The following is a 22,304-nucleotide window of genomic DNA, read 5'->3' on the forward strand; positions in this document are numbered from 1 at the left end:
TATGAAGGTGTTAATCAGAACGGACGCTTCAGTTACTATTGGCAGCGGGCATGTGATGAGATGTTTGACAATAGCAGGAGAGCTAAGGGGAAAAGGACACAACGTAATGTTTGCTATGCGAGATTTACCAGGGCATCTAGCTCAAGTGGTGGAGAACGCAGGTTTTCAAACTTATCTTTTAAGTGCTGAGGAAGATGGAAAACACCTTCTTGAGGACGGCTCGTACAATCTGTGCATGATTGATCATTACATTATAGATTATAAATGGGAAGAAACAATTCGTCCGCTCGTCAAGAAAATTGTTGTCATTGATGATCTGGCGAATCGTATGCATGACTGTGATATGCTGATTGATCAAAATGTCGTGCCAGATTTTAAGACGCGATACGATGCGCTCGTCCCGGCACATTGTGAGAAGCTGCTCGGACCGAGTTATTTAATCATGCGTAAGGAGTTTATAAAGGAACGCATAAATTTGAGGTCACGGACAGGTAAGATGCATAGGCTCCTTGTGTTTATGGGGGGAACGGACCCTACAGGAGAAACGATGAAAGTATTAAATGCATTATCGCAGGGCAGAACTTCTTTTGAACATGTTGATGTTGTTGTTGGAAGTGGAAATCTTGATAAGAAAACTATTCAACGTATATGTGAAGAAGAAGGGGTTTTCTATCATTGCCAGATTGATTACTTGGCAGCTCTGATGGTATTGGCAGATTTTTCAATTGGAGCAGGCGGCAGTACTACATGGGAACGTTGTTATGTCGGTCTGCCCTCATCAAGTACAATCGTTGCGGAGAATCAACTGGAGTCAACAGAAATGGCTGCTTCTTTAGGTGCTATATGGAATCTTGGCTGGCATGAACAAGTGACAGAACAGACGTATGAGAGACTGCTTATATCATTAAAAGATCGGCAGGATGAGCTAAAAAAAATGAGTATCAGCGGATTTGAGCTTACAAATAATCCAAGTGGGCCAAATCTTTGGATTGATCGAATTCTTAGCATGGGATGAGGGTATGGAAATGATCGAAATCGGTACTAAAAAAATAGGAAAATCAGTAAAGCCGTTTATTATTGCAGAGATGTCTGGCAATCATAATCAATCACTTGAACGAGCGCTGCGTCTTGTAGAACTGGCGGCAGAAGCGGGTGCGGATGCGGTGAAATTACAGACATACACTCCTGATACGATGACGCTTGATATCCATACGGGTGAATTTTTAATCGAAAATGATACAAACCTGTGGAAAGGACAATCTTTATATAACTTATATAAAGAGGCTTATACGCCTTGGGAATGGCATAAAACAATCTTTGACCACTGTAAAGAGTACGGTATGGTAGCTTTCAGTTCGCCGTTTGACGAAACGGCTGTTGATTTTTTAGAAACACTGGACGTACCTGCATATAAAATTGCGTCATTTGAAAATGTGGATATTCCCCTTATCAAAAAAGTAGCTGCGACAGGTAAACCAATTATAATCTCAACTGGTATGGCGTCTGTCGCGGAGATTGATGAAGCGGTTCGGAGTGTTCGAGCGCAAGGAAATGATCAGATCATTTTATTAAAGTGCACGAGTACATATCCGGCTGCACCTGAAAACTCAAATATTGAAACGATTCCGCATATGAAAGATTTGTTCGGAACAGAGGTTGGATTATCTGATCACACGATGGGTGTAGGTACAGCGATTGCCGCAGTAACGCTGGGCGCGGCTGTGGTGGAAAAGCATTTTACTGTATCGCGTGCAGAGGGAGGCGTGGACGCGGCTTTTTCGTTGGAACCGCATGAACTAAGGATGCTTGCAGAAGAAACAGAACGTGCATGGAGGAGTCTTGGAAATATTCATTATGGGCCAACCAATGCTGAAAAGCCGTCGCTTGAACATCGTCGATCACTGTATATTGGAGAAGATATAAAAGCAGGAGAATTATTAACGAAAGAAAATGTGCGTGTAATTCGTCCAGGGCATGGTCTTCCGCCGAAATATTTAGATCTTGTTATCGGAAAAACCGTAAAGCATGATGTTGTAAAAGGAACCCCTCTCAGCTGGGAGATTTTATTATAAGGAATGAAACCTATGAAAGAAAGAGAATCTTATTTGCCTTATGGTCAGCAATGGATTGATGAAGAAGATATCGAAGCTGTGATTAAAACCTTAAGGTCCCCCTATTTAACACAGGGTCCGAAAGTAACAGAATTTGAACAAGCAATTGCTGATTATGTTGGAGCAAAGTACGCAGTCTCTTTTTCGAACGGTACAGCTGCTTTGCACGGTGCTTGTCATGCAGCAGGAATAAGTGAGGGTGATGAAGTAATCACGACTCCTATTACGTTTGCTGCAACATCTAATGCGATTTTATATTGTAAAGGCACACCTGTTTTTGCTGATATTGATGAGCGGACTTATAATATTGACCCTTTAGAGATTAAGAGACAAATCACTCCTAAAACTAAAGCGATTATGCCAGTTGATTTTACAGGTCAACCAGCTGATATGGATACGATTATGGAAATTGCTAAAGATCACGAATTAATTGTGATTGAGGATGGTGCTCATTCTTTTGGTGCGGATTACAAAGGAAGAAAAGTTGGTACACAGGCTCATATGACGATGTTTAGTTTTCATCCCGTTAAACCTATTACTTCTGGTGAGGGCGGTATCATCGTAACAGACTCCATTGATCTCTATGAGAAACTTAAGAGGTTTCGTTCACATGGGATGACAAGTGAAAATCTAACACGGGATGAAGGTCCTTGGTATTATGAAATGGTCCAGCTTGGTTTTAATTATCGAATGACGGATATACATGCTGCGCTTGGTCTTTCACAGCTTAACAGGGTCGATTCCTTTATACAAAAACGTCGTGAAATAGCAGGGATTTACAACAGAGCGTTTCGTGAAATTGGAATAGTAACAGCACCACACCAGCTAGAAGAAACACAATCAGGTTGGCATTTATATATGTTAAAACTATCACTTAATGAGCTGAAAAAGACAAGACGAGAGATATTTGAAGAATTAAGAGCAATGAATATTGGTGTGCATGTCCATTATATCCCGGTTTACTGGCATCCTTATTATAAAGAACTTGGTTATAAGAAGGGGCTTTGTCCAAAAGCAGAACAATGGTATGAAGCAGTACTTACATTACCAATTTATCCGAAAATGACGGATCAAGATGTTTTGGATGTTGTCAGGAGCGTAAATAAGGTGCTCCTCTGAATATTTTACAGATATATTCTCTAAGACAACTATTTAAGAGTATCCACCTATAACCGATATAAATTAAAAAATGGTTAAGTGAGGGATGATGATGAAGATACAAGTTGCATCAAATGTTACGGTAAATCCTGAGACACTAAACAAGATAGTGAATGAACGTGAAGTTAATATGCCACGTGTCCCAATCCATTCTGCAAGTGAAGCAGTAGAAAACGCTAAGGAGAGGGATAACAGTTTAGAAAAATTGGAGGAACTCCAACGCCAGGTTGACCAAACAAATAAATTATTTGAAGTCAATTACACAACCGTGCACTTTAATCTTCATGATGATACTGACCGTTATTTCATCCAGATAATCGACCGAAAAACAGAAGAAGTCATTCGCGAAATACCATCAGAAGATTTTTTGAATATGGTTTCCAAAATGGTGGAATATATGGGTTTCATGATTGATGAAAAAGCTTAATACTTCAGACGAGTAAGCTTATCTTATCTGGTCTGTTACTATTAAATATTAATTATATCTGTCGATACAATTAATAGATATAAGTTCGGGTTGTAAGAAAGGATGGATATCATGAATACGATTCGTTTTAGTGGAATGGCTTCAGGCATGGATACACAAAGTATTGTCGATAGTTTAATGAGAGCAGAGAGGCTTCCGCTCGATCGAATTAAACAAAACAAGCAGATTCTTCAATGGAGGCAGGAGGATTACAGGGCGATAAACACAAAGCTTACAAGCTTTCGTGATAGTCTATTATCCATGCGGTTGCAAAGTACCTATCAATCTAAAATCGTTACGTCGAGTAATCCGGATAGATTAACAGCTACGGCAAACTCTACTGCAGGCAACGTATCCTATACAATGCAAAAAGTTACACAGCTGGCGACAGCTGCAACAAATTCGAGTGCTGTTTCTATTTCGCAAGCGGGAACTAAGCTTGACCCAACAAAGAGTCTCTCATCACAGCGCGATGCAATGGGTACTGGTCTATTATTTAAATCTACGTCAAGTGGTACTGGAACCGGTGTAACTGAAGAGCTTAAAGTAGAAACTTCTGGAAATAAATTTAAACTTTCGACCCTCACAAATGGTGGAGAAATTCAGTTTAAAGCTGCTGCAGAACCAGCTATTTCTGTAAACGGTGTTAATTATACATTAGTAACAGATCCAAATGCAGCGCTTGGACAGAGTGATGTAAGGCTTGATGCTACAACTGGAGCATTAACTTTTGGCAAAACGTTAGCAGCTGGAGATTCAATCTCAATTAGCTATGATTACCTCCAAAAAGATACGTTGCGTACTGGAAACCAATCTACAAGTACACTACAACTTCGACAGCAAGGTCCAGTTAGCTTTGAGAATAACCAGATTATTGTACGTGACTACACAACAGCTGCCGATGGACAGATCACATATTCAAATGAGCGAACATTAACACTTAGAACAGATGGCGGGACTTTATTAGCGAATGAATTTTCGGTTGACAGAGAAGGTAAGATGACGTTTGGAGAACCTTTAGCAGCTAATACAGAAGTCAGTGCCATGTATAGTCACGAATACCTAGAGGCAAAGATGACGGTGCATCAAGAAAACGGACCTGTTCAAAAGACTTTTAAATTTAACGCTGGAGTAACCTTTAATAGTGTAATCTCTCAAATTAATAACTCAGGTATTGGTGTTAGTATGTTTTATGATTCTACAATGGATAAAGTATCGATTACAAGAACAGAAACAGGAGATTTTAATACAGCTGGTGCAGAAATGTCTTTTACCGGAGATGCTTTCTTTGAAAATGTATTAAAATTGACAAATCCTGAACAAGGTGGAACAAATGCAAAGTTTCAACTAAACGGTCTTGAAACTGAAAGAACATCAAATAACTTTACTATAAACGGTATGACATTTACGCTGAAAGATACATTTACAGAAGCCGAAGGTGCCGTGACACTATCATCTGCGAATAATACGGACAGCGCCGTTGAAGCAATCAAAAAATTTGTCAATCAGTACAATGAACTGATTGGTGAAATGAATGGAAAGCTTCGTGAGAATGTAAACCGTGATTATAAACCGCTTTATGATGAACAACGTGCAGAGCTTTCAGAAAAAGAAATTGAAAAATGGGAAAAAGAGGCAAGGAGCGGGATGCTGCGTAACGATCAATTTTTACGTGGTGCGGTGGATGGAATGCGTTCGAATTTTTACCGATCTGTCAATACAGGAGGAGACTTCACACAACTCACACAAATTGGGATCACAACCACTCGTAATTACATGGAAGGCGGAAGGCTGGAAATCAATGAAGATAAACTTCGTACGGCTCTTGAACAAGATGCTGAATCTGTTTATCAAATCTTTGCCAGTAATGATGGAGATGCCCCGGGGATTGCAAACACTCTTAGAGACACCATTACTACCGCTGTAACAAGTATTACTGAACATGCTGGAAATGGCATGCGTCCTAATGCATCCTTCACCATGGGACGAAGTATTAATGACATGGATAAACGCATTAGTGATTTTGAACGTAGATTGCAGACAACAGAAGACCGCTATTGGACACAATTCACCGCATTTGAAACAGCTATGCAACGACAAAATGACCAGCTTAACTTCATGATGGGGCAGCTAGGTATGGCACCACAACAATAAAAATGGATCTTCGTCTATAAAGAATTTCTATTCATTGCATATTTTCCCTAGTAAATAGAGGAGTGACTAAAACCAAGTGAGTGTATCTAATCCTTATAGTAAATATCAGAATAATTCAGTCACAACAGCATCACCTGCTGAATTAACATTAATGCTTTATAATGGCAGCTTAAAGTTTATGAAACAGGCAAAAATCGAGATTGAAAAAAAGAACTTTCAAGAAAAAAATCGATTAATTGGCCGTACTCAGGACATTGTACATGAATTGATGGTTAAACTTGATATGAATGTGGAAATTTCTAAAAATTTCCTGCGAATTTATGACTATATAAATCGTCGGCTCATAGATGCAAATATCAACAACGACATGCGAGCGCTTGAAGAGGCAGAAGGTCTTATGACGGACATACGTGATACATGGAAGGAAGCAATTCAACTTAATCGTCAAAAACAATTTGGGCAAAGTGGACAGGCATAATGTCGGTGCTTAAGGAGTTGTATGCTTTGCATCAACAGTTTTTGTATTATGCCAACGACGAAGCTCAATCTGCTAAACGGGAAGACGTTATCGCAAGAATTGATCGTTTTCATCAAGCTCGTGAGTTGTTACTTAAAAAATTGAATCCTCCTAAAACCGATGAGGAACATACTATTGTTAAAAGGATTTTTCAATTGAATGAAACGATAACTCATTTCATTCAGCAATCCTTTAACGATGTAAAAAAAGATATTCAGCTACAAAATAAAAAGAAAAAGCACACGAATCAATACAGTGACCCCTATGCGCGACATCGTGGGACCGATGGTGCTTTTTATGACAAGAGAAAGTAATTTATCAAAAAATCCACCAGGATCGGTATCACTGGTGGATTTTTAATGTGTGCTTTTCAATTAGAAATACTCTGTAAAGCAGTCATTGACCGACTAATCTACCACTCTCACTTGGTGGTATTTAATGGTGATAGTCATCGTTATAGAGAGTCATTATTACAAAAGTAGGAAAGATTTTAGCAAGTGGTACATTTTTAGCAGCCGTTTCAAAGATTTTTTACTTGCCAAAAACAATCTACACGATTTGACACAACCTCCCACCATTCCCTAAATTTTTTAAAAAAATTCAATAAAATTTTTAGATTAAGAAGGAGTTTGGAAGGGTAAAAGAGAATTAAGCAGTATAGCTTTATTAAAGGAGGAGTTTATATGTTAAACTACAACATCAGAGGCGAGAACATTGAGGTAACTCCAGCAATCCGCGAGTATGTGGAAAAGAAGATTGATAAGCTAGAGCGGTATTTTAACGATACACCTGATGCGAATGTGCATGTCAATTTAAAGGTGTACAATGATAAACAGACAAAAGTGGAAGTAACCATCCCGATGCCAAGATTAACGCTTCGTGCAGAGGAACGTCACGAAGAAATGTACGCAGCGATTGATTTGATTGTTGATAAACTAGAGCGCCAGATTCGTAAACACAAAACAAAAGTGAATCGCAAATTCCGAGAAAAAGGAAATGAGCAAGAATTCTTTGCCGCATTTGATGGCATATTGAATGGGACAGCAGCTACTGCTGTTGATGAGGATACGGATAATGACATGGATATTGTTCGTACAAAGACATTTAATCTGAAGCCGATGGACAGTGAAGAAGCCGTTTTGCAAATGAATATGCTTGGTCACAGCTTCTATGTTTACACGGATGCAGAATCCAATGGCACAAATATCGTCTATAAACGTCGAGATGGAAAATACGGTTTAATTGAGACAGAAGTTTAATTCTATTATTCTTTAGGCCATGTTAAAACCAATTGTTGATTGGAGCGGAAAGCGAACGCCTGAAGCGGAAATCGCCACGCTAGTTTAACAGAGTCATTCTATAAATAAAGCAATCGCTCCGAGAAACTGGGAGCGATTTTTTACTTTTTGCTGTAACATGGTACAATGTACGCTAGAACAATGTGATAAAGGAAGTGCCAGAATGCAAGTGGTAGGTAGAAATGAACCGTGTCCATGTGGAAGCGGAAAAAAATATAAAAAGTGTCATGCCAATCAACAAATGGTATCAATCCAGGATATCCTGATAACTGAGCAAATGGATCAGCAGCTCCAATTTCTCAATGAACGAATGGTTCCTGAGCAAGGTACATATCGGGAAGATTTAACATATGCAGTGGAGACACTGTCGAAATCCTTTGAAGAGCCTCAGTTTTTAACGGTCTTTTTAACGTTTATGTTCGGTTTGCGCAAGTCAGATGAAGCGACGCACTGGTCTGCTTTTTTACATGATCGACAAGAGACAACTGAGCGTCCTAGAATGCGGGATTTGATGGAATCATGGCATGAGCCTAGGCCGGTTATTGGTGAGGTCATCTATATGGAAGAGTCAACGCGTGAGATTGTACTGAAGGACTTGACTGATGGAGCGGAATACACGGTCATTTTACCGGAATTTCATCAGTGGGCACCGATAGATTATTTGTTTGCGGTACTGCTTCCGTTTGAAAATAAGTGGATTCCTTATGGTTTTATGTTCCCGGCAGTTTATACGAAGGAAGATCGTACTGCAATCATAAATCAAATTTCGAAGCTTGGGATTGAAGCAATGGATCGTTCGAAATGGCTTGAAACGAATACATTGGTAGAATTGATTCGGACATTAGTGGAGCGCTCTTCTTCAGAAAATGAAGAGAATTGGCTAGAAGCGATGACAGAAAGCGTTGAAAAAACGGATCAAAGCGAGACAATCAAGAAGTTAAAGACGTTTTGGGATGATCGTGGAGACGAGAATCTTGCACTTTTTGCCTGTCATTTAGCAGCGAGCTATTTTGCAGAGCATGGTTCACGCATTCGTAAGCCGCAAACGTATGCGGCTGCTATTACGTATTTAATGGGACAGCATGCAACTGATGAAATATCTCAAAAAGAAGCGGGCGAAGCATTTGACATGCCTGCAGCAAGTGTATCCTCGACTGTAAGGAAAATTGATGCGTGGTTCCAGCGGGAGCTTAAGGCGCTGCAGGACCAATCAGAAGCTGAATAATAAATTAGCGGAGAGACTGTCATTGGGCGGTCTCTCTAATTTTATATGAAAAATAGGGTGATAATTTAGTGTTTTTTAAGAGTAAAGAATTAGCTTCTTTTACTTTAAGCCTTTATTAAAGATAGCATGGACAATAGAATTTTTGTAAGATTTGCAATATAATAGGAAGAGATTATTTTTGATATACGAAATAAGGAGGTGCCTATTGATTAATAGGGACTTACATGGGGAGTGAATAGTATGTCAACGGATTATTTGTATCATCCTTTTGCATCACAGCGCCAGACCGTATTCGCAAAAAGAGGAATGGTGGCGACATCACAGCCGCTTGCTGCTCAGGCGGGGCTTGAGGTAATGCAAAAAGGAGGAAATGCAATTGATGCGGCAATTGCGACAGCTGCAGCATTAACAGTTGTGGAACCAACCTCGAATGGGATTGGCGGGGATGCATTTGCTCTAGTATGGGTGAAGGACAAGCTTCACGGCCTGAATAGCAGCGGACCTGCCCCACAAAATATTTCCATTGATGCATTGAAAAATAAAGGACATGAAAAAATGCCGATGCACGGTGTTATACCTGTTACAGTTCCAGGTGTTCCAGCCGCATGGGCGTCATTATCTGAGCGATTCGGCAAACTGCCTTTAGCGGATGTGTTAGCACCTGCGATTCGCCTTGCTGAAGAAGGCTATCCCCTTTCACCAGTTCTAGGGAAGTATTGGCAGCTTGCAACGAAAAGGTACATAGAGATTTTTAAAGGAGAAGAATTTAAGCCGTGGTTCGATACGTTTACCCCAAATGGTGTGGCACCTGAGATTGGAGAAATGTGGTCATCTAAAGGACACGCAGAAACTCTTCACTCCATTGCAGATACAAAGAGTGAAAGTTTTTATAAGGGTGAGCTTGCGGAAAAAATCGATACCTTCATGAAGGAACACAACGGGTTTTTATCAAAAGAGGATTTGGCTGCTTTTACGCCGCAATGGGTAGATCCAATTTCTGTTAACTACCGAGGCTATGAGGTGTGGGAGATTCCTCCTAACGGTCAAGGAATGATTGCATTGATGGCGCTGAATATTGCACAGGGCTTTGAATTTAATGAATTCCAAAGTGCTGAAACCTATCATAAACAGATTGAAGCGATGAAGCTGGCATTTGCAGATGGCAAAGCATTTATTACTGAGCCAGAAGATATGCCAATTTCTAAAGAAGAACTGCTGTCGCAAGCGTATGCGGATAAGCGCCGCGCTGCAATCGGGGACGGGGCGATGAATCCTACGCCGATCGAGCTGCCAAAGGGGGGGACGGTGTATCTTGCTGCGGCGGATGATGAAGGGAATATGATTTCATACATACAAAGTAATTATATGGGCTTCGGCTCGGGGATTGTGATTCCGGGGACAGGCATTTCACTGCAAAATCGCGGTCATGATTTTAGCTTGGATCCTGAGCATCCAAATGCCTTGAAGCCAGGAAAACGCACTTATCATACGATTATACCGGGCTTTTTAACAAAAGACGGCAAGGCGGTGGGGCCATTTGGCGTGATGGGTGGCTATATGCAGCCGCAGGGACATTTTCAGGTAATGACAAATACAATTGATTTTCACTTAAATCCTCAGGCGGCACTAGATGCGCCGCGCTGGCAGTGGACAAATGGCACAAATATTCAAGTAGAGCCGTCCTTCCCGAACCATCTAGTTCAAGCGCTCGTAAGAAAGGGACATAACATTCAGGTGATGAATGATGGAGGAGCTTTCGGACGGGGACAGATCATTTGGCGTGACCCTGAAACGAGTGTGTTGCGCGGGGGGACAGAATCAAGAACGGACGGACATATTGCTGCCTGGTAACTTGGCAGAATTGAACGGCTAATTGGAGTTGAAGGATTTTTATGGTTGATGGAGGAAAGCAAGGCAAGTTATTTTTGGCGTTTTTTAGAGTAGGTATCTTTGGGTTTGGGGGCGGTCCATCTTCCATTCCTCTCGTGCATAAGGAAGTGGTAGAACACTACAAATGGATGGACAAGGATGAATTTTCCGACGTGCTTGCGCTTGGAAATGCTATGCCAGGTCCAATTGCGACAAAAATGGCGGGATATATTGGATACCGGGTCGGGGGTGTGTTCGGCATGATCAATGCTGTGGTCGCGACAACTGTGCCAACCGTCGTTGCGATGATCCTTCTGCTGACCGTTTTAAATACATACAAAGACCGACCGTGGGTGAACGGCATGTCACAGGCTGTAGTTCCGGTTGTTGGGGTAATGCTTGCTGTCCTGGCCTGGGATTTCGTGAAAAAATCGAAAAGTTCATTTGGCTGGGTACTGACTGTGGTGATGATTGCTGCAAGCTTATTCTTGTTGGAGTGGTTGAATGTTCACCCTGCCATTCTTATTTTATCCCTTCTTTTGTATGCACTGATTTTTGGTAAAGAAAAGAAAAAAGAAACACCGCCTGCTGGACAAGTGTCAGGAGGTGACACACAGTGATTTATTGGGAGCTTTTCTTAGCTTTTTTTATCCCAGGTATACTCGGCTACGGCGGAGGACCAGCGTCTATTCCGCTTGTTGAAAATGAAGTGGTCGGAAGATATGGTTGGATGACCACACAGGAATTCAGTGAGGTGCTTGCACTTGGCAATTCCTTGCCAGGTCCGATTGCGACAAAAATGGCTGGCTATATCGGCTTTATGGAAGGCGGAGTGCTTGGTGCCGGAGTTGCATTATTCGCTACTGTCGCTCCATCTCTTATATTAATGGTCCTCCTCCTTGGCTTAATAATGAAATTCAAGGACTCGCCGCGTGTCAAACAAATGTCTACGCTCGTTAGGCCGACTATTGCGGTCCTTCTTGGCGTGATGACATGGGGATTTTTTGCAGATGCAATCGAAGCAACAGGCACGACTCAGACCATTGTTCTTGCAGTCATCAGCTTTGTGCTGATGGAGCGCTTTAAAGTGCATCCGGCTATTGTCATTGCAGGTGCACTGCTTTATGGTGCAATTTTCCTTGGAAGCTGATTCAGCGAACAGCAAAATGCAGCAGGGACAAGGAGGTATTGACGCTTTAGTCCCCTTCAGTGAACTAAAGCAAAAAAAGGAGTGTGGAAGATCACGTATTCAATTGTGGGGTATGATCCGGTTGAGAAAGAATGGGGTGTGGCAACGCAGTCGAAATTTTTGGCTGTTGGGGCAGTTGTTCCTTTTGCTGTTGCAGGTGTTGGTGCTGTTGCGACACAGTCTTATGCAAACACATCTTATGGTCCTGAAGGGATGGAGCATATGTCTTCAGGAAAAAGTGCGCAGGAAACGATTGATCTACTGACTTCTATAGATGAAGATCGAGCTTTACGCCAGGTTGGAATGATTGATGGCCAGGGGAATGCGGCAACCTATACAGGAGAGAAATGCTATGATTGGGCAGGAGGAATAACAGGAAAGCATTATGCTGTACAAGGAAATATACTAATTGCTGGTACAGTCGAAGCGATGGCAAAGACATTTGAAGAAACGGAAGGGACATTAGCAGATCGATTGCTTGCCTCATTGGCTGCAGGTCAACAGGCAGGCGGCGATTCAAGAGGACAGCAGTCTGCGGCGCTTCTGGTCGTAAAGAAAGCAGGGGGATACGGTGGTTTTAGTGATCGTTTTATTGATCTTCGAGTGGATGATCATAAGACCCCGGTTGATGAGCTCATCCGTATTCATCGAATTCACCAGCTTTACTTTTCAAAATCGAAGAAAGACAGAATTGTACCAATCGAAGAACAAATAGCTGAAACACTTGATCACCAGCTGACGAGACTTGGCTATAAAAAAGAAGATCAGCCATTACTGCATACTTTCAAGGACTATCTCCACACCGAAAATTTTGAAATGCGAGCTCAGGAAGACGGATTTATTGACCTGGACGTACTTGAACATATGACACGCTCTTAACGAAAATCGGTGTTCTCAATTGCAGAGAATGCCGATTTTCTTGTGAGAATGACCGTACCGAGAAAGCAGAACTTCTTGCGGTGATGCGGATGCTACATTCCGTGAAAAAATTTATACTTTAAGGGAACGGCACAAAGGTCGCCCGCGTCCTGCTGCTTACTTACATACTGAAATTAATATCCACCTCGAAGAATCTTTTCAGCTTCAAGAATTACGAGTAACTAGGTTGTCAAAGAAATCTCTCCTATAATAATTTACTATTTCTCCCACCCAAAGGATTCAGTATCAATTTTTACACCCTCCCATTTCCTCTTGACCCGGCTGTCTTGTAACAAGTGAGCTGAAATGGTAAGATAAATAGGTGAAAAAAGTCTGAAAATCAATTGACTTGTATAGATTTGATCTATGTTTACAGATATATATGATTGCTTTTCTGTTGTAAGATACTTGTGATATGTCACTGGTATTAAATTTGGTGCTAACATCGGTTCACATGATGATGATAATAGGCTTGGTTAAACCATATAGCCAACAATAAAGGAGCGTTATTTACATGCTTGGAATTTTAAACAAGGTGTTTGATGGAAATAAACGCGATTTAAAGAAATTTGATAAATTAGCAGATCAGATTGAGGCGCTTGCATCCGATATGCAGCTCTTATCTGACGATGAATTGCGTAATAAAACCGAGGAATTTAAAACCCGTCACCAAAATGGTGAAACAATGGATGACTTGTTAGTAGAAGCTTTTGCGGTCGTCCGTGAATCAGCGAAGCGTGTCCTCGGATTATATCCTTACCGAGTTCAACTGGTGGGGGGGATCACTCTTCATGAAGGAAACATCGCAGAAATGAAAACGGGTGAAGGGAAAACGCTGACGTCAACAATGCCTGTTTATTTGAATGCGATCACCGGAAAAGGTGTCCACGTTGTTACAGTCAATGAATACTTAGCATCCCGAGATGCAGAGGAAATGGGGAAGCTTTACGAATTCCTTGGACTAACCGTTGGGCTGAATTTAAATAGTTTAACAAAAGAAGAAAAGCGTGAAGCCTACCTGGCCGATATTACGTACAGTACGAATAACGAGCTTGGATTTGACTATTTGCGTGATAATATGGTGCTGTATAAGGAACAAATGGTTCAACGGCCGCTTCACTTTGCTGTAATCGATGAGGTTGACTCCATCTTAATTGATGAAGCGAGAACACCATTGATCATTTCAGGTCAAGCGCAAAAATCAACACAGCTTTATATACAAACAAATGCTTTTGTCCGTACGCTTGTTGCTGATGAAGACTACACCTATGATGAAAAAACAAAAGGTGTTCAGTTAACGGAAGAAGGTATTAACAAAGCGGAAAGAGCGTTTAGAATTGACAACCTGTTTGATATTACGCACGTTACCCTGAACCACCACATCACTCAGTCATTAAAAGCGCATGTAAGCATGAAGGCTGATGTTGACTATGTTGTGCAAGAAGGGGAAGTAGTCATTGTTGACCAATTTACCGGTCGATTAATGAAAGGCCGCAGATACAGTGACGGGCTGCACCAGGCGATTGAAGCGAAGGAAGGTCTTGAGATTCAAAATGAATCCATGACGATGGCGACCATTACGTTCCAAAACTTCTTCCGTATGTATGAAAAGCTTTCCGGTATGACTGGGACGGCAAAAACAGAGGAAGAAGAATTCCGCAACATTTACAATATGCGCGTCATTTCAATTCCAACAAATCGTGAAATCGTTCGTGATGATCGTGCTGATTTAATCTATGCATCTACAAAAGGGAAATTTATGGCGGTAGTTGAGGATATAGTTGAGCGCCATCAGCAAGGCCAGCCAGTGCTGGTTGGTACGGTTGCGATCGAAACATCTGAAATTATCTCAACCCTTCTAAAGCAAAAAGGAGTTCCCCATAATGTCCTGAATGCAAAAAACCACGGCCGTGAAGCTGAAATTATCGCGGATGCAGGTAAACGCGGAGCAGTTACCATTGCGACAAACATGGCAGGACGCGGAACAGACATTAAGCTTGGAGAAGGCGTTAAAGATGTTGGAGGCCTTGCGGTTATCGGTACAGAACGACATGAGTCACGCCGTATTGATAATCAGCTTCGTGGCCGTTCAGGCCGTCAAGGAGATCCAGGGATTACGCAGTTCTACCTTTCAATGGAAGATGAACTAATGCGGCGCTTTGGTTCAGATAATATGAAAAATATGATGGCTCGTCTTGGCATGGATGATACCCAGCCTATTCAAAGCAGAATGGTGACACGTGCAGTAGAATCAGCTCAAAAACGAGTGGAAGGCAATAACTTTGATGCTCGTAAGCAGCTTCTTCAATACGATGATGTTTTGCGACAGCAGCGTGAAGTCATTTATAAAGACCGCTTTGAGGTTTTGGATGCTGAAAATCTTCGAGGAATTATCGAGAAAATGCTTGAAAGTTCGATTCACCATACCGTGGATCAATATGCTCCATCACATGAAGAGCGGGAGAAATGGGATCTTAAAGGATTGGAAAATTATATTTTCGCAAACCTTTTACCAGAAGGCGCGGTTATGGAAGACGATCTGAAGGGCAAGACAAATGAAGAAATTAAAGCTCATATTTGGGATAAGGTTCAAGAGCGCTACAATGAGCGTGAAGCAGAGCTTGCTGAGCGTATGCGCGAATTTGAAAAGGTTATTCTTCTGCGTGCGATCGATACAAAATGGATCGACCATATCGATGCGATGGATCAGCTAAGACAAGGAATTCACCTCCGTGCGTATGGCCAAATTGATCCTCTTCGTGAATATCAAAACGAAGGCTTTGCCATGTTTGAAAGCATGATGGCAGCCATTAATGAAGATGTATCTAAATTCATCATGAAAGCAGAAATTCGAAATAACCTTGAGCGTCAAGAGGTCGCAAAAGGCCAAGCCGTAAACCCGAAAGAAGACGGCGGAGCAGCAAAGAAAAAGCAGCCTGCACGCAAAACAATGAACGTAGGCCGCAATGAACCATGTCCATGCGGCAGCGGCAAGAAATTCAAAAACTGCCATGGAGCCGTAAATTAATTTAAGCATCTTCTAAATCACTGACCCGTTGAATATAACGGGTCAGTGTTATGAGAAAAGAGGAAACGCCCGTTTAGCTCCGACAAGCACAAGACACGCTGCCTATGTTGGCGTTCTTTGCCAACATAGGCAGTGGGGCTTATGACCTCGAGGGGGCTGGGCGTTGGAGCTGGATCAAAGAAAAGAGAAAACGCCCGTTTAGCTCCGACAAGCATAAGACGAGACGACTAATTGGCGCTCTATAAAAATACCTACAATCAAAAAATATCAAAAATACTTTTTAAGGTGGATATACAAATGGAAATGTTTGAAGTAAAAGCAGAGTTAGAGAGAACAGCTAAAGTTTTAGCGGACTTCAGGGGGTCTCTTTGACTTAGATAATAAGGAAGCAAGAATATCTGAGATCGATGAAATGATGGCGGAACCAAGCTTTTGGGATGACCAGCAAAAAGCACAGGGAATTATTAATGAATTAAATGGCCTAAAAGAGAGTGCGCATGGCTATAGAGACCTTGTGGAAACGCATGAAAATCTTGAATTAACTCATGATTTATTGAAAGAAGAACCGGATGAGGAACTAAAAAAAGAGCTGATTTCAGAAATGAAAGAGTTTCTTGGAACCATTGAGAATTTTGAACTGCAGCTGCTTTTAAGCGAGCCCTACGATAAAAACAATGCGATACTGGAATTACATCCAGGTGCTGGCGGTACAGAATCTCAGGACTGGGGCTCCATGCTCCTTCGTATGTACACACGCTGGGGTGAAAAGCACGGTTTTAAAGTGGAAACGATGGATTACCTGCCAGGTGATGAAGCAGGAATCAAAAGCGTGACACTTTTATTCAAAGGACATAATGCTTATGGCTATTTAAAAGCTGAAAAAGGTGTTCATCGACTTGTTCGCATTTCTCCTTTTGATTCATCTGGCCGTCGGCATACTTCCTTTGTGTCATGCGATATTATGCCTGAATTCAATGAAGAAATTGAAATTGAAGTCCGTACAGAGGACTTGAAAATTGATACGTACCGTGCAAGCGGAGCCGGTGGTCAGCATATTAATACGACGGATTCAGCGGTTCGGATTACACATATTCCAACCGGAGTTGTGGTGTCTTGTCAAAATGAACGTTCACAAATTAAAAACCGTGATCAAGCAATGAAAATGCTGAAATCAAAGCTTTATCAGTTAAAAATTGAAGAGCAGGAAGCGAAGCTTGCTGCGATTCGCGGTGAACAGAAGGAGATAGGCTGGGGGAGTCAAATTCGTTCTTACGTATTCCATCCATATTCTATGGTGAAAGACCATAGAACGAGCACAGAATCTGGAAACGTACAGGGTGTAATGGATGGAGATTTAGATCCATTTATAAATGCGTATTTACGCTCACGCCTTAACGGATAATAAGGTTTTCAATATCTAATAGTTATGCAATTCTATACCACCTCGTTTCTTTCTGGGAGATTAACGTGCTTGAAAAAGCCGCACATCACTCAATAAGATGCGGGGTTTTTCCATGCCGACAGAGATAAAGCCTTTTCTCCTTTAACACGGTACTGCTCTATTCGACTGTTATTCACAGCCTATCTGCTTCATGCTATACTCTCAAGCGGAATAATGATAACGATTATTTTTAACATGAGAGGCTGGAGATTGATGAATAAGAAAAAACGCCGTTCCCAGCAAGCTGCTCCAAGTATTTTACATAAATCTATGGATTATGCTTATATTATAATGGGATCTATCGTAGTAGCCATCGCTTTTAACGTTTTTTTGCTGCCGAATGAAGTAGCTTCAGGAGGCATCAGTGGAATAAGTACCATTTTGAACAATGTTTTTGGATGGCGGCCATCGCTTGTCCAGATTTTATTTAATGTACCGCTTTTTATTGCAGGGCTTATCTTTCTTGGCTTTCAATTTGGAATTAAGACCGCAATCGGATCATTTTTTCTCCCTTTAGCTGTTTATTTGACTGAAGGATGGGAGCCATGGACAGAAGACCCGCTTCTCGGAGCTCTTTTTGGTGGAATTGGTGTAGGTATTGGTATTGGAATTGTATTTAGAGGAAAGGCTTCAACTGGAGGAACGGATCTCGCTGCGCAAATCATCCATAAATATTCAGGGCTTGGGCTGGGAACATGTGTGGCGCTAATTGATGGGCTCATTGTGCTCTCAGCAGCCGTTGTCTTTGATATTGAACGTGGGCTATATGCTATGATCGGTCTTTATGTAACGAGCAAAACCATAGATTTGGTTCAAATTGGCTTTGGTCGTTCAAAAATGATCTATATTATTACAAATCGACAAGAGGAAATCAGTCATGCCATTTTTGAAGAAGTAGATCGCGGTGTAACAAAGCTATCTGCTCAAGGAGGCTATACGGACCATGAACGGCCTATACTGATGTGTGTGATTGACCAAACGGAGTTTACTAAGCTAAAGCAAGCAATAAGAAAGATTGATCCAAACGCCTTCGTTATTGTTAGTGATGCCTCTGAAGTTTTGGGTGAGGGTTTTAAAAGATCATAAAAATAGGTATAATAGGGAAATATGTGTTTAACAGAATATCGTAAATTGAGTATCATTCACATACTTAAAACTAAACTCAATAAGAGAAATAGATAGAAAAGAGGCGATGAAGATGAAAAAGGGTTGGATAGGTACGATTTTAAGTGCATCACTTATGCTTACAGCATGCGGCGGAGCCGGAAATGATCAATCTTCAGGAGGTGCATCCACAGATAGTACCGATCCCGAGGGCATATATGCGGGCTCTTCTTGCATAGGCTGCCATGGGGAAAACTTAGAGGGAGCAAGCGGTCCGAGCTTGCAGGAAATTGGCTCAAGCTTAACGAAAGATGAAATTTTAGAGACTATAGTTGAAGGTAAAGGCCGTATGCCAGGTGGATTGCTCGAAGGAGAGCAGGCTGAAGCGGTTGCTGAATGGCTTTCAGAGAAGCAATAGTAACAGAATTAAATATAATTTTTTTCATAAATGGTAAAAGATACTATTTTTATTTCAACAGCGAAATATAATTGTAATATAAATATCGTTAACAAAAAAATTTAGGATGTTATAATACTCTTGTGGCAAAAAATCGAGCGTATCCACTGTATTTTGACAATTAGAAGTTTTTCTATCGACATTTGGTAGGAAATGGTTTGATTGGAAAGATACACCTCTGTGATCTAGCATGCAACCCAGAAAGATAATAAAGTGATTAGGTGAGTATACAATGATTCAGATGAAGGAAGTTTATAAGAGATACCCAAACGGCATCATGGCCGCGAATAATTTTGACATACATATTAAGCCAGGTGAGTTTGTTTACGTTGTAGGACCAAGTGGTGCTGGAAAATCCACATTTATTAAAATGATGTATAGAGAAGAAAAGCCGACAAAAGGCAATATTCTTATCAATGGTGTTGATATTACAAATTTAAAAGCGAGCCGCGTTCCGTACTTGCGACGTAATATTGGAGTAGTCTTTCAAGATTTTAAATTACTTTCTAGATTAACAGTCTATGAAAATATTGCATTCGCATTGGAAGTAATCGAGGAACATCCAAAATCAATCAAAAAGCGGGTCATGGAAGTGCTGGACCTAGTTGGGTTGAAACATAAAGCCCGCATGATGCCCGATGAGCTTTCCGGAGGAGAACAGCAACGTATATCCATTGCACGTTCAATCGTAAATACACCGAAAGTGGTGATTGCGGACGAGCCGACTGGAAACTTGGATCCGGAAACGTCATGGGAGATTATGAATCTATTTGAAGAGATCAATACTAGAGGTACGACAATTGTTATGGCAACTCATAACCGAGAAATAGTAAACACCATTCGCCACCGAGTAATCGCGATTGAAAACGGCTTAATTGTTCGGGACGAGGCACGGGGGGAATACGGTTATGAAAGCTAGAACGTGGAGCCGGCATATTAGGGAAAGCTTTAAGAGTCTTGCAAGAAATGGTTGGATGACCTTCGCATCCGTTAGTGCTGTTACAGTAACTCTTCTATTAGTAGGCGTTTTCACCGCACTAATGCTTAACATGAATAAAGCGGCTACAGATATTGAAAATGATGTAGAGATGAATGTTTATATTGAGCTTGAAGCCACAAATGAAGAGATTGCTTCACTTGAACAGCAGATTAATGAATTATCAGGAGTCGAATCCGTCTCATATTCTACAAAAGAAGAAGAGCTATCAGGTTTAATTGATGATTTCGGTGATGAAATGTCACTGTTTGAACAAAATAATCCACTTCGCAATAAGTTTGTTGTGCAGGCCGTTGATCCTAGACAGACAGAGCGAATAGCTACTCAAATTGATTCCTTTGATTATATATATGCCGTTGAATACGGAGAGGATAAAATAGAACAGCTATTTAGCGTTCTTGAAATCAGCCGTAATGTTGGAGCAGTGTTAATTTTCGGATTGCTTTTCACCGCAATGTTTTTAATCTCTAACACAATTAAAATAACAATCGTAGCGAGAAGAAGAGAGATTGAAATTATGAAACTAGTTGGTGCATCCAATTGGTTTGTCCGGATCCCATTTATTTTTGAAGGGATTTGGTTAGGTATTATTGGATCTATTATACCTATTACCCTAGTTTCGATACTTTATTACAATGTTTATGAATTTATGTCTCCTAGATTAGAAGGATCATTTATTCAAATTCTAGAATTTTCACCATTTATTTATCAAATAAATGCTCTTATTCTCTTAATGGGCGTGGTAATTGGCGTATGGGGAAGCTTCATGTCCGTTCGAAAGTTTTTAAGAGTATAAAGCTTATATAAGGGAAATTAATTGCTAGATAAGAAGGGAGCACGCATTTTGAAAAAGTCATTTTGGAGCTTGTCCATTGCAACAGCACTGATTCTGGGAAGTGTACCTGCACTTTCCGGGGCGGTGAAAGCAGAATCAATAGACGATTTAAATAGCCAAAAGCAAGAAATTCAACAAGAGCGTGAACAAATCAACAGTGAAATCGATACAAAAAATACAAGAATCGATGAAATTATTGTTCATCAAAATGAAGTGACAGCACAAATTAAAGAGCTGGATGCAGAAATTGAGAAAACAACAGCAGAAATTGAAACGGTGTCTGGTCAAATTGATGAAACCAATGCTCAGATTGCAAAGCTGCAAGAAGAGATTGAAGAACTCAAGCTAAAAATAGCACAACGTACTGAACTATTGGAAGAGCGTGCACGTGCCATTCAATTAAGCGGAGGTTCTGCAAGTTACGTAGATGTCCTTCTTGGTGCTCAAAATTTCGGTGATTTTATTGATCGTTTTTCGGCTGTAAACACACTGGTAACAGCAGATCGTAAAATTATGGAAGAACAGCGCCAGGATCAAGAGTCATTAGAGAAAAAAGAACAAGAGGTCAAGGATCATTTGGCTGGACTTGAAGTACAAAAAGAAGAGCTTGATCATTTATATGCTAACCTAGATGGCCAAAAGAGCGAAAAGAGCACACTAATGGCAGAGCTTGAAGCTCAACAAAAGGAGCTTGAAGTAGAAAGAAGTCAGCTTGAAGAAAAAGATGGCGAGCTATATGAAATGGAAGCCGGCATTGAACAGGAAATTCTAGCTGAACAAGAGCGATTAGCAGAGCTTGCTCGTCAGCGTGAGCTAGAAAGACAAGCAGAAGAACAGCGTCAGCGTGAAGCGGCAGCAGCAGAGGCTGAAGCGGCAGCAGCAGAGGCTGAAGCGGCAGCGGCAGCGAGCCAAGCAAGCACAAACAGCAGCTCAAGCTCATCATCTGCTGCATCAGCACCTGCTGCACCTGCACCATCAACTCCAGCCCCGGCACCAGCAGTTAGCGCAGGAGCATGGACGACGCCAGCATACGGACGTACAACTTCAGAATTTGGTTATGATGTATTAAACGGAAGCACTCGTATCCATTATGGGATTGACGTTGCAGCACCTGTTGGTACCCCGATTGTTGCAGCGGCAAGTGGGTATGTACAAGCTAAGAGTGGCCATAATGGTGGATATGGAAATATGATCATGATCACTCACAGTATTAATGGACGCACGTATACAACCGTTTATGCTCATCTTAGCAGCATCGGAGTTTCAAATGGTTCTTATGTTGAAAAAGGTCAATACATTGGCGGAATGGGTAACACTGGCTATTCCTTTGGTTCTCATTTGCATTTTGAATTGCATGAAGGCGGCTGGAACGGTTCAAAATCCAACGCTGTTAACCCTAGAAAATATATTTCATTCTAATCTAAAGAATGTAAAACTGAGCTACTGTCTTTAAGCGGTGGCTCTTTTTTATATTGTTCTACAAAATGAACTCCTATATGCCGCTTTTCTGCGTATACTCTTATCATCCAGTTATTTG

General features: G+C 41.2%; 21 protein-coding genes. All 21 read left to right on the forward strand.

Annotation, left to right across the window (positions count from 1 at the left end):
* Position 1 precedes the first annotated feature (1 nt).
* The 21 genes from pseG to KP78_RS06720 all read left to right on the forward strand — a co-directional run bounded on the left by pseG (position 2) and on the right by KP78_RS06720 (position 22,186).
* Entirely contained in the window at positions 2-1,015 is a 1,014-nt protein-coding gene (gene pseG / locus KP78_RS06625) for a UDP-2,4-diacetamido-2,4,6-trideoxy-beta-L-altropyranose hydrolase (RefSeq protein WP_041087243.1), read from the forward strand.
* Positions 1,016-1,025: 10 nt separating this feature from the next.
* Entirely contained in the window at positions 1,026-2,072 is a 1,047-nt protein-coding gene (pseI, locus tag KP78_RS06630; RefSeq protein WP_041087245.1) for a pseudaminic acid synthase, read from the forward strand.
* A gap of 12 nt (positions 2,073-2,084) precedes the next feature.
* A complete protein-coding gene (pseC, locus tag KP78_RS06635) occupies positions 2,085-3,230 on the forward strand; it encodes a UDP-4-amino-4,6-dideoxy-N-acetyl-beta-L-altrosamine transaminase (protein WP_041087246.1) in 1,146 nt (381 codons plus the stop codon).
* Positions 3,231-3,321: 91 nt separating this feature from the next.
* On the forward strand, positions 3,322-3,696 hold the full coding sequence (locus KP78_RS18545; RefSeq protein WP_052474653.1) for a flagellar protein FlaG: 375 nt from the start codon (positions 3,322-3,324) through the stop codon (positions 3,694-3,696).
* Between the two features lie 111 nt (positions 3,697-3,807).
* Complete coding sequence (gene fliD, locus KP78_RS06645) at positions 3,808-5,889, forward strand: flagellar filament capping protein FliD (RefSeq protein WP_052474654.1); 2,082 nt, start codon at positions 3,808-3,810, stop codon at positions 5,887-5,889.
* Positions 5,890-5,965: 76 nt separating this feature from the next.
* Positions 5,966-6,367, forward strand: coding sequence for a flagellar export chaperone FliS (gene fliS, locus KP78_RS06650; protein WP_041087247.1), 402 nt, complete (start codon positions 5,966-5,968; stop codon positions 6,365-6,367).
* Positions 6,367-6,720 (forward strand): flagellar protein FliT, encoded by a 354-nt coding sequence (fliT, locus tag KP78_RS06655; protein WP_041087249.1) that lies wholly within the window; start codon positions 6,367-6,369, stop codon positions 6,718-6,720. Before fliS ends, fliT begins: the two co-directional genes overlap by 1 nt.
* Positions 6,721-6,765: 45 nt before the next feature.
* Positions 6,766-6,888 carry an ATP-binding protein gene (locus KP78_RS20585; protein ID WP_422723693.1) on the forward strand — a complete coding sequence of 41 codons (123 nt, stop codon included), beginning with the start codon at positions 6,766-6,768 and terminating at the stop codon, positions 6,886-6,888.
* 201 nt (positions 6,889-7,089) lie between these two features.
* Positions 7,090-7,665: a ribosome hibernation-promoting factor, HPF/YfiA family gene (gene hpf, locus KP78_RS06660; protein ID WP_041087251.1), complete on the forward strand. Its 576-nt coding sequence runs from the start codon at positions 7,090-7,092 to the stop codon at positions 7,663-7,665.
* A gap of 157 nt (positions 7,666-7,822) precedes the next feature.
* Complete coding sequence (locus tag KP78_RS06665; RefSeq protein WP_235420857.1) at positions 7,823-8,929, forward strand: YecA family protein; 1,107 nt, start codon at positions 7,823-7,825, stop codon at positions 8,927-8,929.
* 240 nt (positions 8,930-9,169) lie between these two features.
* Positions 9,170-10,780: a gamma-glutamyltransferase family protein gene (locus KP78_RS06670; RefSeq protein ID WP_041087256.1), complete on the forward strand. Its 1,611-nt coding sequence runs from the start codon at positions 9,170-9,172 to the stop codon at positions 10,778-10,780.
* A gap of 41 nt (positions 10,781-10,821) precedes the next feature.
* On the forward strand, positions 10,822-11,418 hold the full coding sequence (locus KP78_RS06675; protein ID WP_041087258.1) for a chromate transporter: 597 nt from the start codon (positions 10,822-10,824) through the stop codon (positions 11,416-11,418).
* Positions 11,415-11,948 (forward strand): chromate transporter, encoded by a 534-nt coding sequence (locus KP78_RS06680; protein WP_041087260.1) that lies wholly within the window; start codon positions 11,415-11,417, stop codon positions 11,946-11,948. Before KP78_RS06675 ends, KP78_RS06680 begins: the two co-directional genes overlap by 4 nt.
* Before the next feature lie 90 nt (positions 11,949-12,038).
* A complete protein-coding gene (locus KP78_RS06685; protein ID WP_041087630.1) occupies positions 12,039-12,866 on the forward strand; it encodes a DUF1028 domain-containing protein in 828 nt (275 codons plus the stop codon).
* Positions 12,867-13,419: 553 nt separating this feature from the next.
* The gene (gene secA, locus KP78_RS06690; RefSeq protein WP_041087262.1) at positions 13,420-15,933 is read left to right on the forward strand and encodes a preprotein translocase subunit SecA; all 2,514 of its coding nucleotides are present in this window, start codon (positions 13,420-13,422) and stop codon (positions 15,931-15,933) included.
* A gap of 297 nt (positions 15,934-16,230) precedes the next feature.
* Positions 16,231-17,335 (forward strand): peptide chain release factor 2 gene (gene prfB / locus KP78_RS06695; protein WP_106388535.1). Its coding sequence is split into 2 segments (ribosomal slippage): positions 16,231-16,302 and positions 16,304-17,335, totalling 1,104 coding nucleotides; the frame shifts between segments, so codons are not numbered across the junction.
* A gap of 252 nt (positions 17,336-17,587) precedes the next feature.
* Positions 17,588-18,460 carry a YitT family protein gene (locus tag KP78_RS06700; protein ID WP_041087266.1) on the forward strand — a complete coding sequence of 291 codons (873 nt, stop codon included), beginning with the start codon at positions 17,588-17,590 and terminating at the stop codon, positions 18,458-18,460.
* Between the two features lie 112 nt (positions 18,461-18,572).
* Entirely contained in the window at positions 18,573-18,896 is a 324-nt protein-coding gene (gene cccB, locus KP78_RS06705) for a cytochrome c551 (RefSeq protein ID WP_041087268.1), read from the forward strand.
* Positions 18,897-19,167: 271 nt separating this feature from the next.
* Positions 19,168-19,854 carry a cell division ATP-binding protein FtsE gene (gene ftsE, locus KP78_RS06710; RefSeq protein ID WP_041087270.1) on the forward strand — a complete coding sequence of 229 codons (687 nt, stop codon included), beginning with the start codon at positions 19,168-19,170 and terminating at the stop codon, positions 19,852-19,854.
* Positions 19,844-20,728 carry a permease-like cell division protein FtsX gene (gene ftsX / locus KP78_RS06715; protein WP_041087272.1) on the forward strand — a complete coding sequence of 295 codons (885 nt, stop codon included), beginning with the start codon at positions 19,844-19,846 and terminating at the stop codon, positions 20,726-20,728. The genes ftsE and ftsX overlap by 11 nt, the downstream gene beginning before the upstream one ends.
* Before the next feature lie 48 nt (positions 20,729-20,776).
* Positions 20,777-22,186, forward strand: a complete 1,410-nt coding sequence (locus tag KP78_RS06720; protein WP_041087274.1) for a murein hydrolase activator EnvC family protein — start codon at positions 20,777-20,779, stop codon at positions 22,184-22,186.
* The last annotated feature ends 118 nt before the right edge of the window (positions 22,187-22,304 follow it).

This window comes from Jeotgalibacillus soli (assembly GCF_000829435.1).
GTDB lineage: Bacteria > Bacillota > Bacilli > Bacillales > Jeotgalibacillaceae > Jeotgalibacillus > Jeotgalibacillus soli.